The organism is Rossellomorea sp. SC111 (assembly GCF_024733565.1).
GTDB lineage: Bacteria > Bacillota > Bacilli > Bacillales > Bacillaceae_B > Rossellomorea.
This window is the reverse complement of the sequence record NZ_JANIOC010000011.1, coordinates 74879-91692: the sequence shown is the minus strand read 5'-3', so window position 1 is coordinate 91692 and position 16814 is coordinate 74879. Positions and strand designations below refer to the sequence as shown.

Here is a 16814-nt window from a genome sequence, read left to right as displayed (position 1 = left end):
ATATGTGATTTTGTTGAAATGTGCTTAGGAACACGAATTATTGTAAGCGATTTCTTTATGTTTGTATCAAGCTTTTAAAGATTCTGAATATTAAGTTAAAAGTAATGTGAATAAATCAACGTTCTCCTCCTCTGTTCCATATATACTTGGAAAATATACAGAATTTTCATTAACATAATTTTTCGTTTTTTCTAAATTTCATGATATACTAACGAAAATTAAGAAAATTTAATTAACCGGTTAATTATTCAAAAAATATACAAGTTTAGTAGAGGAGGACATTGGATGAAAACGAATCTTCCTGTAGCGCAAGGCATGTATGATCCTGCGCAAGAACATGAAGCATGTGGAATTGGTATGATTGCAAATATCGATGGGACGAAAAGTCATAACATCGTTCAGAATGCCATTAATATTTTATGTAACCTGGAACATCGCGGAGGACAATCAGCCGATACGAGTACTGGTGACGGTGCAGGTATCCTCACTCAAATCCCCCATCATTTCTTCAAAAAGCAATGTGAGAAAGAAGACATCATCCTTCCCCGCAAAGGAGAATATGGAATCGGGATGGTGTTCCTTCCTGAAAATTATGAGAAACGCATGAAGAGTAAAGATATCTTCGAACGCATCATTGAAGAAGAGGGCCAGAAGACACTTGGCTGGAGACCTGTTCCACTCAATGATTCTTTTGTAGGGAAAGTAGCATCGAAGTCCAAACCATTCATCCGCCAAGTCTTCATTGGTGTATCGGAAGACTTAGAGTCCCGGATGGATTTCGAGCGGAAGCTGTATGTGATCAGGAAAAGGATTGAACAAGAAGTAGCGACTGTTGAAGGGCTAGAGGATGTCTACCTTTGCAGTTTGTCTTCCACGACCATCGTGTACAAAGGGATGCTCATCCCGGAACAGCTTGATTCCTTTTATATTGACCTCAACCACCCTGAGTTCCGGTCAGCTTTAGCTCTTGTACATTCCCGATTTAGTACAAACACTTTCCCGAGCTGGCAACGATCTCACCCGAACCGATATACGATTCATAATGGAGAATTCAATACATTGCGAGGCAACGTGAACTGGATGCGCGCACGTGAGAAACTGTGCCAATCGAGTGCTTTCAAGGAAGAAGATCTGAAGAAAATCCTTCCCGTCATCGATGAGACAGGCAGTGATTCTTCCATGTTTGATAATTGCTTTGAATTCCTTCATTTATCAGGCAGATCCCTTGCCCATACGGCTATGATGATGGTGCCTGAGCCATGGGAAAACGACGATACGATTCATCCTAAAAAGAAGGATTTTTACGAATACCACAGCTGTCTGATGGAGCCGTGGGATGGACCTGCAGCCCTTGTGTTCACCGATGGTAAGCAGATCGGGGCCTGCCTCGACAGAAATGGACTGCGACCTGCCCGTTACTATGTGACAAAAGGCGGCATGATCGTTCTTGGATCCGAAGTGGGGGCCCTTGATATCTTTGCCGATGATATTGTGTATAAAGATCGCCTCCAGCCTGGAAAGATGCTTCTAGTCGATCTGGAAAAAGGGCGGATCATCCCGGATGAAGAGATCAAGCTCCGTGTCGCGTCCGAGCACCCTTACAGACATTGGCTGGATAATAATAAACTCGAACTTGAGGACCTTCCGGAAACGACCCAGGAATTGGAACAAATGGATTCAGATGAAGTGCTCCTTCAGCAGCAGGCATTCGGATATACGACGGAGGAATTGAATAAAATCATCAAGCCGATGGTGACCGATGGTAAGGATCCGGTCGGTTCCATGGGATATGATTCACCGCTTGCCGTTTTATCAAAGAAGCCTCAGCTTCTATACAACTATTTCAAACAATTATTTGCCCAAGTGACAAATCCACCGATCGATGCGATCAGGGAGCAGATCATTACGTCTGTCGGCACAACGATCGGAGCTGAAGGAAACCTTGTGAACCCTGGTCCTGAAAGCTGCAGGCATATTCATTTAAAGACACCGATCATTACAGGGGAAGAGCTTGAAAAGCTTCGTCATCAGAAAGAAAAAGGCTTCAAGGCAGTCACATTATCGATATTATTTAATGTGACCGAAGAAGAAGACCAGCTTGATCGGACCCTGGATGATCTTTTCGAAAAAGCTGACCAGGCCGTTGCAGACGGTGCGACACTCCTCATTTTATCCGACCGCGGGGTGGTGAAGGAGAAGGCTGCGATTCCGTCACTCCTTGCTGTTTCCGGGCTGCATCATCATTTAATTCGTCAAGGGACGCGTACAACCGTCAGTATTCTTCTCGAATCAGGGGAACCCCGGGAAGTGCATCACTTTGCAACCCTGCTTGGATATGGTGCAGAAGCCATCAATCCGTATCTTGCCTTTGAAACGCTACAAGATTTGATTGAAAAGGGTGAGGTCCAAGATACCACTTATGAAAAAGCGGTGCAGCGTTTTGTTAAATCAGGAACAGATGGGGTCATCAAGGTCCTATCGAAAATGGGGATTTCAACGATCCAGAGTTATCGTGGGGCCCAAATCTTTGAAGCTGTCGGCATTCATAAGGATGTCATCGATAAGTATTTCACCCGAACCGCTTCAAGACTCGGTGGAATCGGAATGGATATCATCGAAAAAGAAGTACTCTTAAGACACCGGAAAGCATTCAATGATCGAAAAGATCATCACCGTACATTGGAATCCGGGGACGAATTCCAATATCGTAAAAATGGAGAGGATCATGCGTACAATCCAAGTACGATCCACACTCTTCAGCATGCATGCCGCACGAATAATTATGAACTATTCAAGAAATACTCCAATATGCTGACAGATGAAAAGCAGAATCTGCAATCCCTGCGAGGCCTTCTTTCGTTTAAAGAAACGAAGGCTATCCCGATTGAAGAGGTGGAATCAGTCGAAGAGATCTGCCGCCGCTTCAAGACTGGTGCCATGTCATTCGGTTCAATCAGTCAGGAAGCCCACGAAGCATTGGCGATCGCGATGAATAAAATCGGAGGACGGAGCAATTCAGGAGAAGGCGGGGAACACCCCAGCCGTTTCATTCCAGATGAGAATGGAGATTCAAGGCGCAGTTCGATCAAACAAGTAGCATCTGGCCGTTTCGGCGTAACGAGTCACTACCTTGTGAATGCCGATGAGATTCAAATCAAGGTCGCTCAAGGGGCCAAACCTGGCGAAGGGGGACATCTCCCTGGTAAAAAGGTCTATCCTTGGGTTGCTGAAGTAAGGGGATCGACCCCTGGGGTAGAGTTGATATCGCCTCCACCTCATCATGATATCTATTCGATTGAAGATCTGGCCGAGCTTATTTATAACTTGAAAAATGCGAACCCTCAGGCCCGCATCAGTGTCAAGCTCGTATCCGCCGTAGGTGTCGGAACGATTGCTGCAGGTGTGGCTAAAGGCAGAGCCGACGTTGTGTTGATCAGTGGATATGACGGAGGGACCGGTGCCGCACCGAGAACCAGTCTGAAACATACAGGACTGCCTTGGGAAATCGGTCTTGCCGAAGCCCATCAGACTTTACTGTTAAATCGACTTCGTGACAGGATTGTCGTTGAGACGGACGGCAAAATGATGACGGGCAGGGATGTTGTCGTCGCATCCCTTCTTGGAGCAGAAGAATACGGATTCTCGACTGCACCACTTGTTGTCCTTGGCTGTGTCATGATGCGTGTCTGTCATATGAATACATGCCCTGTCGGAATTGCAACACAAGACCCTGAGCTTCGCAAAAAATACACAGGGGACCCGGAACACGTGGCAAATTTCATGCGTTTCGTTGCCCAGGAAACAAGGGAGCTCATGGCTCAACTTGGCTTCAGAACGATCAATGAAATGATTGGACGAACCGATATCCTTGAAGCAAACGAGGCGATTGATCATTGGAAAGGAAAGGGGATCGACCTGTCAGCCCTTCTCTATCAACCGGATGTACCTGAGAAGGTCGGCAGATATGCTACCCGTAAGCAGGATCACGAACTTGAGAAGACTTTGGACTTCCAAGAACTGATTCCCCGCTGTCGCAATGCGATTGAAACAGGGGAGCCGGTTGAATGGACGACGGCGATCCGGAATATTCACCGGGTGACCGGGACGATGCTCGGCAGTGAAATCACAAAACGGTATGGAGCAGAAGGATTACCCGAAGACACGATCCGTCTGACCTTCAAAGGCTCTGCAGGTCAAAGCTTCGGTGCATATATTCCTAAAGGATTGACCTTGAGACTCGTCGGGGATTCCAACGATTTCGTTGGAAAAGGATTATCTGGCGGGAAAATCATCGTCCATCCTGATCCGACGGCTACGTTCATTCCTGAGCGGAACACGATCATCGGGAATGTTTCTTTCTACGGGGCGTCAGGTGGAGAAGCTTATATATACGGAGTGGCAGGCGAGCGTTTCTGTGTCCGTAATAGTGGAGCACAGGTAGTCGTTGAGAGCGTCGGTGATCACGGATGTGAATACATGACTGGAGGAAAGGTCGTCGTCCTTGGTTTGACGGGGCGGAACTTCGCTGCCGGCATGTCGGGTGGAGTCGCTTATGTCCTGGACGAAGATGAAACCTTCCGTTCAAGATGTAATCAGGAACTTGTCCTCGTACAGCCACTGTTTGATCCGGAAGAAATGCAAGACGTCTACAACATGATCGAGGAATACGTTCAGTATACGAATAGCAATAATGGTAAGAAAATATTGGCCAACTGGGATTCTTACGTGTCCAAATTTGTGCGTGTGATTCCGAAATCCTACCTCAAGATGAGAGAGCGGATCAGTGAGCTTGAAAATAGTGGCTTAGAAAAATTCGATGCAGAGATGGCAGCATTTGAAGAAGGTACAAAAGAAGAGAAAAAAGTATTGGAACCCGCGAAATAAAGAGGGAGGGGGATATGATGGGAAAACCAACCGGATTCATGGAATATACGAGACAAACAACAGCTGAGAGGCATCCAACTGAACGAACGAAAGATTGGAACGATTACACCACTCCTCTTTCAGAAGAAGAAATCAAGAAACAAGGGGCACGCTGCATGGACTGCGGCGTACCGACGTGTCAATCGGGAATGGAGATCAACGGGGCAACCTCGGGGTGCCCCGTGTATCACCTGATACCGGAATGGAATGACCTTGTGTATCAGGGGCAGTGGAAGGAAGCCCTGAAACGTGAGCATCAGATGAATAACTTTCCTGAATTCACCGGCTTCGCATGTCCGGCGCCATGTGAAGGGGCCTGTGTGCTCGGAATCAATGAACCGCCCGTTGCGATCAGAACCGTGGAACGCTCGATTATTGAAAAAGGATTTGAAGAAGGCTGGGTGATTCCGGAACCGCCAGAGCACCGCACAGGCAAACGCGTGGCAGTCGTGGGATCAGGTCCGGCTGGATTGGCTACCGCTGCTCAATTGAATAAAGCAGGGCACCTTGTCACGGTTTTTGAAAAAAATGATCGAGTAGGCGGACTATTGACGTATGGCATTCCTGAAATGAAGCTTCCATACTCAGTCGTGAAGCGCCGTGTCGATATTTTAGAAGAAGAGGGCATTGAATTTGTTACCAATACGGAGGTTGGGAAAGACTACACGGTCGAGAACCTCCGGGAAAACTTTGACGCCGTCATCCTATGCGGTGGTGCAGCCGTTCATCGTGACATCCAAGTCGATGGACGTGATTTGAAAGGCGTTCATTATGCAATGGAATTCCTTCATTCGAACACGAAAAGCTTATTGGACTCAAACTTAGAAGATGGCAATTATATTTCTGCTGAAGGAAAAAACGTCATCGTCATCGGTGGAGGTGACACGGGTACGGACTGCCTGGCTACGTCCGTGAGGCATAACTGTAAAAGCCTGACTCAATTCGATATCTACGATAAAAAGGGTGCCATGCGTGATGAAGTCGGCAATCCATGGCCACAGTACCCGGTCATTCATCGGGTGGAGTACGGACAAAAGGAAGCGGCCGAGGTATTTGGAGATGATCCGCGGGCGTACGCTGTCATGACGAAGAAGTTTGTCGGTGATGAACATGGCCATATCAAGGAAGTTCACACGGTTAACGTGAAACTCCGCTATGACGAAAATGGAAACAAGGTCCGTGATGAAATTCCGGGAACTGAAAAAATATGGCCGGCGGACCTTGTCCTTCTTGCCATCGGGTTCAGCGGTCCGGAACAAGAGCTGATCAAGGAGCTTGAAGTTGAAACAAACAGCAACTCCACAGTGAAAGCAGAGTACGGCAATTACATGACAAACGTCGAAGGTGTCTTCGCTGCAGGAGACATGCGCCGGGGCCAGAGCCTTATCGTCTGGGCCATCAATGAAGGCCGTGAAGCAGCCCGCGAATGCGACCGCTACCTCATGGGCACAACTGAATTACCTTAATTTTAGAGGGACGGACCTCCGTCGGGCTTGATGCCTGATGGGGGTTTTTGTTGTTCTGAGGGACTATCTTCAATTATATAAAATAATCCAATCAATCTACCTGAATACACACCGGCATCCGCTTCTAAATAATTGAATACCGGAATATTTTTTAAAGAAGGGCTTTGTCCTCATTAAAGAGACAAGGCATCTTTAAAATCAGACTGATAGGGGGAACACAAAATGATGAAATACTTGCAGCGCATTGGTCGTTCGTTGATGCTTCCTGTTGCAGTGTTACCGGCAGCGGCGATTTTGATGGGGATCGGGTATTGGATCGACCCTTCCGGCTGGGGGGCGGATAGTCCGATTGCCGCATTCTTGATCAAGGCAGGGGCATCGATCATTGATAATATGGCAATCCTGTTTGCGGTCGGTGTCGCACTCGGAATGGCGAAAGCGAAGGATGGGTCTGCCGCACTGAGCGGATTGGTCGCGTATCTCGTCATTACCACATTGCTGTCGACGGATTCCGTTGCTTTGTTGCAAGCTATCGATAAAGAGGCTGTGAATCCTGCTTTTGAGAAGATCGGAAATCAATTTGTCGGTATTCTGTCGGGGGTCGTGGCGGCAAGCATGTACAACCGCTTTAGTTCTGTGAAGCTGCCTGATGCCCTTGCCTTTTTCAGCGGTAAACGATTGGTGCCGATTATGTCGGCCATGGCCATGCTCGTTGTTTCAGGATTGATGCTGTTTGTCTGGCCGGTCATATACACAGCGCTTGTTTCTTTCGGGAAGGAAATCAGCGGGCTTGGGTTTACTGGCGCAGGTTTATACGGCTTCTTTAATCGATTATTGATTCCGACCGGATTGCATCATGCGTTGAATTCTGTGTTCTGGTTCGATGTTGCAGGAATCAATGATATCGGGAACTTCTGGTCGGGTACAGGGGAAAAAGGTGTAACCGGGATGTATCAAGCGGGGTTCTTCCCTGTGATGATGTTTGGTCTACCGGCCGCTGGTCTTGCCATTTATCATGCAGCAAAACCTGGTAAGAAAAAGCAGGTTGCTTCCCTGATGCTTGCGGCAGGTTTTGCTTCCTTTTTTACAGGAGTGACGGAGCCTCTTGAATTTGCCTTTATGTTCGTGGCACCAGCTTTATATGTAGCTCATGCAGTGCTGACAGGGCTATCTCTTGCGATTGCATCTTTCTTCCACTGGACGGCAGGCTTCGGCTTCAGTGCCGGCTTCGTTGATTTTGTTCTGAGCTCAAGGCTTCCACTGGCCAATCTGCCGTATATGCTCCTGATTCAAGGTGTGGTATTTGCTTTCCTTTATTATTTCTTATTCCGTTTTATGATTGCGAAGTTCAATCTTATGACACCGGGGCGTGAAGAAGAAGGAGAAGTCGAGAACTCTCCTACACTCACAGGAGAAGACAAGTTCGCTGTCATGGCGGCAGAGATCTATGCCGGACTCGGTGGAGATGAAAATGTCACCTCAGTTGAGAATTGCATCACCAGATTGAGAGTGGAAGTGAAGGATATGGAGGCAGTGGATAAGGAACGGATCAAAGCGACAGGGGTTCCGGGCATCCATGTGGTAGGGGAGAATAGTGTTCATGTGATTGTCGGGACGTCGGTTCAGTTTGTGGCAGATGAGATCGAGAGGATCAGGGGGTAGCCGCAATCTCTTTTTCTCCCAAACTGCAAAAATCTCTCCAATGGTCTATACTTTATCTTATAGAATTTTTCCCGGAAAGGTTTTTTATCCATGACGAAACTGAAAGAATCGGATCTTTATCAACCGATCCAGAAGCATTTTCATAAACAGGGATATCAGGTGAACGGTGAAGTGAAAGACTGTGATCTGACAGCGATGAAAGAGGGAGAGCTTGTGATCGTCGAATTGAAGCTTTCCTTGAATGTAGAGCTTCTCATCCAGGCAACGAAGCGCCAGAGGCTGACGGACTTTGTTTACATTGCGATCCCGAAACCGAAGCGCACCCGGTCGAAAAGGTGGAATGATATACGCCATTTGATCAAGCGGCTTGAGCTTGGATTAATCACCGTTTCATTCACGACAAAGACCCCCAAGCTTGATTTTGTTCTTCATCCGGGAGCATTTGACCGGAAGAAGGTCATGACGAACAGTAAAAAGAAGCGGGCGTCCCTGATCAAAGAGATCGAAGGGCGCAGTGCGGATTATAATGTGGGTGGAAGCAATAAAACGAAGATCATGACCGCCTATAAGGAGAGCTGCATACACATCGCCTGCTGCCTTGAGAAAAAAGGGCCCATGTCTCCGAAAAACCTGGCAAAGCTTGGAACCGGTGACAAGACCCCGTCCATCCTTCAGAAGAATTACTACCGTTGGTTCGAGAGGATAAAAAGGGGTGTGTATCAAATCACGGAAACAGGCAGGAAGGAAATGCAGGATTATCCCGAGCTTGTGAGTTATTATTCACGGAAAATAGAAGAGAACCAGTAAGAGCCTGCCTGCCGGGAAACCGGGGGCAGGCTCTTCTTTGCTTCACACTACTAGCACCTGCGTTCTTCTCATATACATAACAACAGAGATGATATCCGGGAGGACACATGATGAAAAAAAAGATAGAGGGCACGATCCATCGTTTCATTCACGATTTGAAGACGATGCAAAGGGGAGATGGAAGCTGGCACTTTTGTTTTGAAAACAGCGTGATGACCGATGCGTATATGATCATCCTTCTACGTTCGCTGGAAACAGGGGAGGATGAACTCATCGGAATGCTGGTTGAACGACTTTGGACGTTGCAGTCAGGTGAAGGGACGTGGAAGCTCTTTGAAGATGAGAGAGAAGGGAACTTGTCATCAACCATCGAAGCAACCTTTGCCTTGAAGTTCAGTGGCATGGTTGATCCGGGGGATGAAAGACTTCGCAAAGCCGAACGGTTCATCGAGGGAAACGGCGGATTTCATAAGGCGCATTCCATTACAAAGTTCATGTTGGCGGTACATGGTCAATACGACTGGAAGCATCTTATGCCGATCCCCATTGAGTTCTTGTTGCTTCCAAAAACCTTCCCGGTGAGCTTTTGGGATTTAAGCAGTTATGCACGAGGGCATCTTGCACCATTGTTGTTGCTGAAAGATCGACGGTTTATTTTGAAAACAAACGTCACCCCGCATATGCTGGATTCTTCCCGTTCTTTAAGCGATGCGGGATATAACCACCGTGAGTTGAGACTATTGTCGAAAATCACAGAAGGCATACAGGCGATTGCAAGCATTCCCGCCCATCTTCATCAGCAAGCCAGGCAGTTTGCCATGGAATACATGCTCCAGAGGATTGAGCGGGACGGAACGTATCTCAGTTATTTCAGTTCGACTTTCTATATGATTTATGCCCTCTTGGCCATAGGGTATAAAAAGAGTGACCCCGTCATTGTAAAAGCGTTACAGGGCTTAAAAGGGATGGCATGTGAAACGAAGAATGGCACCCACGTCCAGAATTCCCCCTCTACTGTTTGGGATACAGCTTTGATCAGCTATGCACTGCAGGAAGCAGGAGTGGGTGCAGGGGAAAATTCTATAAAGAAATCAGTGGATTATCTTCTCAAGAAGCAGCATTTCAAGTATGGGGACTGGGCATACGAAAGCGTGGTGAAGCCTGGTGGATGGGGATTCTCAGAAAGCAACAGTATCCATCCTGATGTAGACGATACGACAGCGGCTCTCAGGGCCATCACATATTCCGCTGCAGAGAACCCTTCGATTCGGGCATCATGGGATCGGGGAATGGAATGGGTACTTGGATTGCAAAACCGGGATGGAGGCTGGCCGGCTTTTGAAAAGAATAAGACAAAAACAATTCTCACTTCTTTTCCGATGGACGGAGCAGAAGCAGCTGCCATCGACCCTTCCACGCCAGATTTAACAGGGAGAGCCATGGAATTCCTGGGAGGAAGGGCGGGAATGACAAAGGAGCATCCAAGGGTAAAAAAGGGAATCCAGTGGCTGAAGCTCATGCAACAGGACGAAGGTTCCTGGTATGGTCGATGGGGAGTTTGCTATATCTATGGGACGTGGGCTGCCGTCACAGGAATGAAAGCAGTAGGGGTATCTTCATCTGATCCACATCTCCAAAAGGCCAAAATTTGGTTGGAAAGCATCCAACAAACAAACGGGGGGTGGGGTGAGTCGTGTTACAGTGACCAAAAAAAGGCGTTCGTGCCCCTTCCTTTCAGTACTCCATCCCAAACGGCATGGGCACTGGAGGCACTCATCTGTCTCGAAGACAAACCGACACCTGCCATCGATCTTGGTATGATGGCACTTCTTGACTTAATGAATGGAGTGACTGATGGCGTTGCCAACACATATCCTACAGGTGTCGGGCTCCCGGGGAATTTCTACGTCCATTACCATAGCTACGGGTGGATATGGCCACTGATCACACTCAGCCGTTACAAGGAGAAATACGGTTGAGGTCCGTCCCTCCTAAAGGGTGTATGGTAAAAGTGGATTCGCTTCCTTACCGGTGTTCGAATAAGTCGGTCCCTTTGGATGAGTCGGGCTGTATAGAGATTACGTCTTCTTATCCATAAGGGAATTAAGCTGAAGCGGAATCTGTTGAGGCACCATCAGGATCGGGGGAATTGGGATTCACGCCTTTTCTGTCACCTTGAATATGTCAGGTGAAGCAGATAAACTTAAAAGAATAACCACCGAGAGAGGAAGTGCCCGTCATCAACAATCTTGACAAACGATTCCGCGACAGAATTCATTTTTCAACCTCGAGTCCCCTGACCTTTAACGACTTGGACAGCATTTTAGAAAAAATGGCCCATACTATACCATTCGAGAATGTATGCATTATTGAAAAACGAACAAAGGAAATGACCAAGGAGAACCTCATAGATAAAATGCTCGTCAGGAAAGAGGGAGGTCTGTGTTACGAATTAAATTCACTTCTTTACTTATTCCTCAAAAAGAACCAATTCGAAGCTTCCCTTATTCAGGGGATTGTCTATGATGCTGCGACAGGAGAATTCGGTAACATGGGAAGGACACATGTCGCCATTCTCGTCCAACATGAGAATCAACTTTATATCGTGGATGGAGGCTTCGGAGGGAATATTCCATTGAAACCTGTACCATTATCAGGAGAAACGGTCTCTTCCTCCAATGGAGAATTCAGGATCAGAGAGTGTCACACCGCACATGGCCATTATCAATTAGAACTAAAGTTGAAGCATAAGGACACCGATTGGAGAATCGGATATGCATTTGATACTGGGGAGACCATAAGTGATGTAAGCAGATTGGAGAGCGTACGCGTCACGGTAGAAGAGCATTCTGACTCCCCTTTCAATAAACATCCTCTACTGACAAAGCGGATAAATGACGGAAGCGTCACCTTGACGGACAAATCCTTTACCCGGTGGGAAGCTGGAAAAGTGACAAAAGAGAAAATAGACGGGGAAAGGTACAATGAGCTCTTGGATATCTGGTTTCCTTCATCCAATTAAAAAAGACCCGAAATCACTCCGGGTCTCTCAAACTCACTTACCTAGCACGGCCATAACCCCTTTAAATATGAGGAACAGCGAGAACACGAGAATAGCTAAAATACCGATGATGTCTGTTACAGGGGAAACGCTTTCTAAAAATGTGCCGTCAAGTGGAACCTTTAACAATGCGAAACCGGAAAGAATACCAGCTACTAACAAAAGAATAAATCGATCCATGGTGTGATGCCTCCTCTCATCGATAGTATATGAAGGAGGGAACGGGAAGTTGAATCCAATATTTTTTAACTTACTTATTTTAGGGGTATCATTCCAATTCATAATAGCTGATTTCATTTGTCATCTTTTCGGATGCCAGTTGGAATCCTTTTTCCGTTTGGCCGGATTTGACATAATACAGAAAGAGTTGTCTTTCATAATGCTGATACATTAACTGATTTCCTGTACTCTTGAAGTGAGGAAGGGCGGACTTTTCGATATATGTATAAAGGTCTTCCTCATTTTCTTTCAGGGTGAGGAGGTAAATTTCAAAGAATGCATAGGTGGGATCCTGATTCTCTTCAGCCATTTTCAGTCCTTTGCGTGCCAATTGAATGAGCTCTGATTTAGGAAGCAGGCACCCTTTCATACAGGAAAGGATGTAGCCGCTGAGGGTGACTAAATAAGAAGAAGCTGGGGTTTTCCCGTTCGTCAGTGCCAGTGCTTTTTCATACGATTCCTTCGATTCCTCATATCGTTTTCTGCGGAAATATTCGAATCCCAGGTTATTATGGATTTTATGTGCCCTTTCCATCGAGTTGACAGATTCACAGACTCTTAGGAGCTTATCATATTGTTGTTTGGTCTGTTCCATATCGAAAGGTTCTTTCGCGTTCAATTGAATTAATATGAGAATTTCAGAATCAATGACTCTGAGGATGTTTAATGATTTTTGAAAAAACTGCAGTGCCCTTTGGCCGTAATAATAGGCGAACGTATTTGAATGAATGGAATGATAGGCTGTTGCCAGATGAAAATAATATTCAGCATTCGGGTATTCGTCATCTATCTGCTTCAAGGCTTGGATGCAGCAGTCGAATTTTCTCGTTGAATAATAGTAGATTCCTCTCACATGCTGTAATAAGTTGTGCTCATAGGGGGAAAGGGAGTCCTGTTTATTCTTAAATATGTTCAAGATCTCCTTTGCTTTTGAAGGGTTATCCAAGAACAGATGATATCGTGCTAATAATAAATGGTATTGAACAAAGAAATCGGATAAAAACCGCAAAGGCTCTTGTTCTATTTCTGATTTGAGCTGATGGATTTCATGGGCCCGGATCATAATGATCGCATCATTCCAGACGGTTAATGTATGCCGGAGGGATTCATATCGCGAACGCTCCGCTACCATATCTACTCCGAGCCTTTTAGCAAGTAAATCGGTGATTTCACTTGAGTACTCTGTGATACCCCTTTCGATTTTACTTAGATGCGTGGTGGAACAGATCCCCTGTGCAAGCTGCTCCTGGGTCAATCCTGATTCTTCCCGATGAAATTTAATCAATTTACCTTCAATCATAGTACACCTCGGAGTAAACATTTTATTATCCATTATAGGAAAAATATTCACAATGTTCTATAGGATTGGAACAAGACAGAGGTCTGAAGGCAGAAACATCCAGTCGGCTATACGGCATCCGTGTTTTCTTCATGAAGTTCATCCTGCACTTCTTTAACCAAATGAGGCGAGTCCTTTATGATTTTCCCGATATAGAAAAATCCGGCCACGGTGACTCCGGTCATGATCCAGCTGAATGCCTGGCGCAGAATAATCCCTTTATCAAACGCCTCTACGCCATACTCCATAATGAGCCATGTCTTCACGATGGCGAGGATTCCGCTCCTCAAGGCGAAGCAGAGCGTGATCAGTTGGAACAAGATATATAAAGGCTTCTTGTGATAGAGTCGCTTACTAAAAGCACGGTCATAGCCTTGAAGCTCTGCGAAATCGAGACCGAAATATAAGGTGATGGGTCTTCCGATGATCATCGTCACCAAGAAAAACAAACTAATTCCAGCAGCGTAATAGACATTATTCCAAAGAAGCTGAATGGATGAACCAGCGAGAACGTCAATCAGCGTACCGACAATTAATGTAAAAAGAATGAACAGGCCGAATGTATTCAATTTCTTCATCTCGATGAATCGGTAGATGGTATAAATGATTCCTGGAACTGAAGAAAGGAGCATTGCGTAATAATCTCCGGTGTAATCCCTCATGATATTCCACACAAATAGAGGGAGCGCCACATAAATCATCAGATCCAATAGTACAATATTTTTCTTCACTACTATCACTCTTCCTATGTTTTGTATAGTAAGAATACGATTCTCGAAATAATAAAGTTTCAAATAAATGGGTTTTGGTTTGAGGAAAGTGAAATCGATTTCTTTTTTTAAATTATTATTGAGATTCATTCTCAATTACACTATAATGATAAACAGTAATGAGAATCATTCTCGAATGGTTCGTGAACGTTGAGAGTGGCTACATAGAATGAATAGACCATGGAAAGTATTATCCGCATCCGTTTTGGCATCTTCACTCCTACTAGGGTGTGACCGACTATCTACATGATATCGGGACATCCAACCAGTATGACGTGTCAACTAAAGGTGACGCGAGGGCGGACTTCACGAATCCACGTGATGGAAAAAGCTTTGACACACCAGGTATTGTAGGGGTGTGGGCGACTGGTCCATATCTGCATGATGGAAGTGCCAAGACAATTGAAGAGTCGATTGAGCGTCATCAATATGATGGGAAATCGGAACTCAGTCAGATCGAACTGTCAAAGATAGCCGATTATGTAAGGTCCCTTGATTAATGCTTGTAAGAAATCAGGTTATTGATAAAAACTTGAGGAGATTTCCTCAAGTTTTTTATTATGGTTGATTCTGATGCGAACCATTCATTTTCAGAATTGTGTTTACAATTATATTGCAGTATTGTAACATAATTATAGTAAAATTGTATCAATTTGGAAATGGATTGGAGTGATTTTATGAAAAGGGCCCTGGAGACTCCCTTTCATTTTCTGGTAGTTGTGTTGGGGTTGTACTTACTAAGCGGGATTGGTTCGCTGCTTGCATATGATACAGAGCTCCTGGTAAATCTGGCCGCCTATCGTGACCGCCTGCAGCAAACATGGATTGAAATCATGCATCCATCGTCCATCTATATCTATTGGGGAGATGGGAATAAGCAATATAGCATCACCGAGGTCTTTTCTAATACGTATTCATACTCCTTTATCATTCTTTTTAGTTCATTTTTCTTAGCGATCTGCCTGGCAGTGCTCTTTAGTTATGCCCTCATGTTATTGCCCCGGAAAGCGTATCGATTCTCGACCAAGATCGTCAATATCCTTGATGCGTTGCCGGATGTGTTCATTGTGGTATTATTTCAGCTTTTCATCATCTGGTTATTCAAAAAGACGAACCTGCTCGTGTTCGATATTTATGCCCTGGGTGAAGATCGGATTTACTTTTTGCCGATTCTTTGCTTATCTGTACTGCCTGTTGTCTTTTTGTTAAAGCAGTTTTTGTTTCAACTTAAGGAAGAAGAAAGCAAACCGTATGTGGAATTTTCTTATTCGAAAGGATTCAGAAAGGCCTATACGGTTTGGCATCATCTGTTCCGGAATGTCTGGGTTCACTTCTTCTTTCATTTGAAGCCGATTTTTTTACTGATGCTTTCCAATCTATTGATCATTGAACTTCTATTTAACATCAATGGATTTATGCAGACATTATTGCGGACAGCGTCGAGTTCTCCTGCTGCATTCTTCCTGGGGATGTTACTCATATTTGTTCCGTTCTTTATCGTGTTTACGATTGGATCAGTGATTCTATCAAAATGGCAGAAAGGAGGGGCGCAGAATGAATAGATGGATGGTCAAACGATTGGCATTTCCCATCCTTTTGCTGATTGCCTTCACTGTTGTCAGTTTCCTGGTTCCTGTAATGAACCCCGATTATGATGAAGTGGTGGACTATCTCTCGGATGAAAATGGAAGAGTGATAGCGGCCCCGCCGTTCACGCCTGGCGAAATGCCTCCTCTCGGGAGTGATAAACTCGGGAGAAACTTTCTGCTGCTATTAGTAGTCGGAGCGAAATATACTATCTTTGCTGCGCTCGCCATTGCGTTATTGCGAATGGTACTGGGCTTTTTCTTTTCAGTAATGTACACATTCCTACCTGCGTTTGTTGGTAGATTCATTAAAGGGCTGGGGGAGTCATTTCAATATATCCCCCTGGTCATCATCGTATTTGCGCTTCTGGTTCCACTAGAAGGTGCATTTCATTCAGAGATCCTCCCTTCCAACCGGTACTTCTTCATTCAAGTGATTGCGATTGCGGCAGTGACAGTCCCGTCTCTCGGAATCTACTTAGGAGAAGAGATGAAGCTTTTTATGGGAAATGACTTCATCCAAGTGTCACGGACGATTGGTGCAGGTAGATTACACCTGTTCAAACAGCATCTGCTGCCTCAGTTCAGAAGGCACTCGATCGTATTATTTTCAGAACAGGTTTCTCAGACGCTTGCCCTGCTCATTCAACTCGGCATTCTCCATATGTGTCTTGGAGGTTTGAAAATCGCCAACTTCGGCATCATGGAACCCATTCCGGTTTATTTCTCTGAAACGAATGAATGGGCGGCAACGATCGCCATCAATATTCAGCAGATCTTCTTGCGTCCGATGCTTGTGGTCGTCCCACTGACTTTATTCGCCATATTGATCCTGTGTGTGAACTCGATCAGTGCCACTTTACGGAGATCCTTGATTGAAGGGGAGGGTGCCAAGGTTAAGAAGAAGTCGGGGGAACAAGCTTTTGAGGAGAAGGTCTCTGTCTCAGCGGACTTATTTACTTTGAAACAATAGGAGGAAGA

The 16814-nt window shown here is 45.6% G+C and carries 12 protein-coding genes; 9 read left to right on the top strand and 3 right to left on the bottom strand.

Annotation, left to right across the window (positions count from 1 at the left end; all coding sequences use genetic code 11):
- Positions 1-285: 285 nt before the first annotated feature.
- From gltB to NQ095_RS15315, 6 genes are all read left to right on the top strand, one after another.
- Positions 286-4884 (top strand): glutamate synthase large subunit, encoded by a 4599-nt coding sequence (gene gltB / locus NQ095_RS15340; RefSeq protein WP_258264331.1) that lies wholly within the window; start codon positions 286-288, stop codon positions 4882-4884.
- A 17-nt stretch (positions 4885-4901) separates the two neighbouring features.
- Entirely contained in the window at positions 4902-6389 is a 1488-nt protein-coding gene (locus NQ095_RS15335) for a glutamate synthase subunit beta (protein ID WP_258264436.1), read from the top strand.
- 222 nt (positions 6390-6611) lie between these two features.
- Positions 6612-8051, top strand: coding sequence for an N-acetylglucosamine-specific PTS transporter subunit IIBC (gene nagE, locus NQ095_RS15330; protein WP_258264330.1), 1440 nt, complete (start codon positions 6612-6614; stop codon positions 8049-8051).
- Between the two features lie 90 nt (positions 8052-8141).
- The gene (locus NQ095_RS15325; protein ID WP_258264329.1) at positions 8142-8858 is read left to right on the top strand and encodes a DUF2161 domain-containing phosphodiesterase; all 717 of its coding nucleotides are present in this window, start codon (positions 8142-8144) and stop codon (positions 8856-8858) included.
- A gap of 107 nt (positions 8859-8965) precedes the next feature.
- Positions 8966-10837, top strand: a complete 1872-nt coding sequence (locus NQ095_RS15320) for a terpene cyclase/mutase family protein (protein ID WP_258264328.1) — start codon at positions 8966-8968, stop codon at positions 10835-10837.
- Between the two features lie 332 nt (positions 10838-11169).
- Complete coding sequence (locus NQ095_RS15315) at positions 11170-11880, top strand: arylamine N-acetyltransferase family protein (protein ID WP_375162848.1); 711 nt, start codon at positions 11170-11172, stop codon at positions 11878-11880.
- Between the two features lie 33 nt (positions 11881-11913).
- On the opposite strand, the gene NQ095_RS15310 is transcribed toward NQ095_RS15315, so the two are convergent.
- The 3 genes from NQ095_RS15310 to NQ095_RS15300 all read right to left on the bottom strand — a co-directional run bounded on the left by NQ095_RS15310 (position 11914) and on the right by NQ095_RS15300 (position 14208).
- Positions 11914-12099, bottom strand: coding sequence for a hypothetical protein (locus NQ095_RS15310; protein WP_258264327.1), 186 nt, complete (start codon positions 12097-12099; stop codon positions 11914-11916).
- Between the two features lie 88 nt (positions 12100-12187).
- Entirely contained in the window at positions 12188-13438 is a 1251-nt protein-coding gene (locus tag NQ095_RS15305) for a helix-turn-helix domain-containing protein (RefSeq protein WP_258264326.1), read from the bottom strand.
- Between the two features lie 107 nt (positions 13439-13545).
- Positions 13546-14208 (bottom strand): VC0807 family protein, encoded by a 663-nt coding sequence (locus tag NQ095_RS15300; RefSeq protein ID WP_258264325.1) that lies wholly within the window; start codon positions 14206-14208, stop codon positions 13546-13548.
- Between the two features lie 269 nt (positions 14209-14477).
- On the opposite strand from NQ095_RS15300, the gene NQ095_RS15295 reads away from it, so the two are divergent.
- The 3 genes from NQ095_RS15295 to NQ095_RS15285 all read left to right on the top strand — a co-directional run bounded on the left by NQ095_RS15295 (position 14478) and on the right by NQ095_RS15285 (position 16806).
- Positions 14478-14747, top strand: coding sequence for a c-type cytochrome (locus NQ095_RS15295; protein ID WP_258264324.1), 270 nt, complete (start codon positions 14478-14480; stop codon positions 14745-14747).
- Positions 14748-14975: 228 nt separating this feature from the next.
- A complete protein-coding gene (locus tag NQ095_RS15290; RefSeq protein ID WP_258264323.1) occupies positions 14976-15809 on the top strand; it encodes an ABC transporter permease subunit in 834 nt (277 codons plus the stop codon).
- The gene (locus NQ095_RS15285; protein ID WP_258264322.1) at positions 15802-16806 is read left to right on the top strand and encodes a hypothetical protein; all 1005 of its coding nucleotides are present in this window, start codon (positions 15802-15804) and stop codon (positions 16804-16806) included. The genes NQ095_RS15290 and NQ095_RS15285 overlap by 8 nt, the downstream gene beginning before the upstream one ends.
- Positions 16807-16814 lie beyond the last annotated feature (8 nt).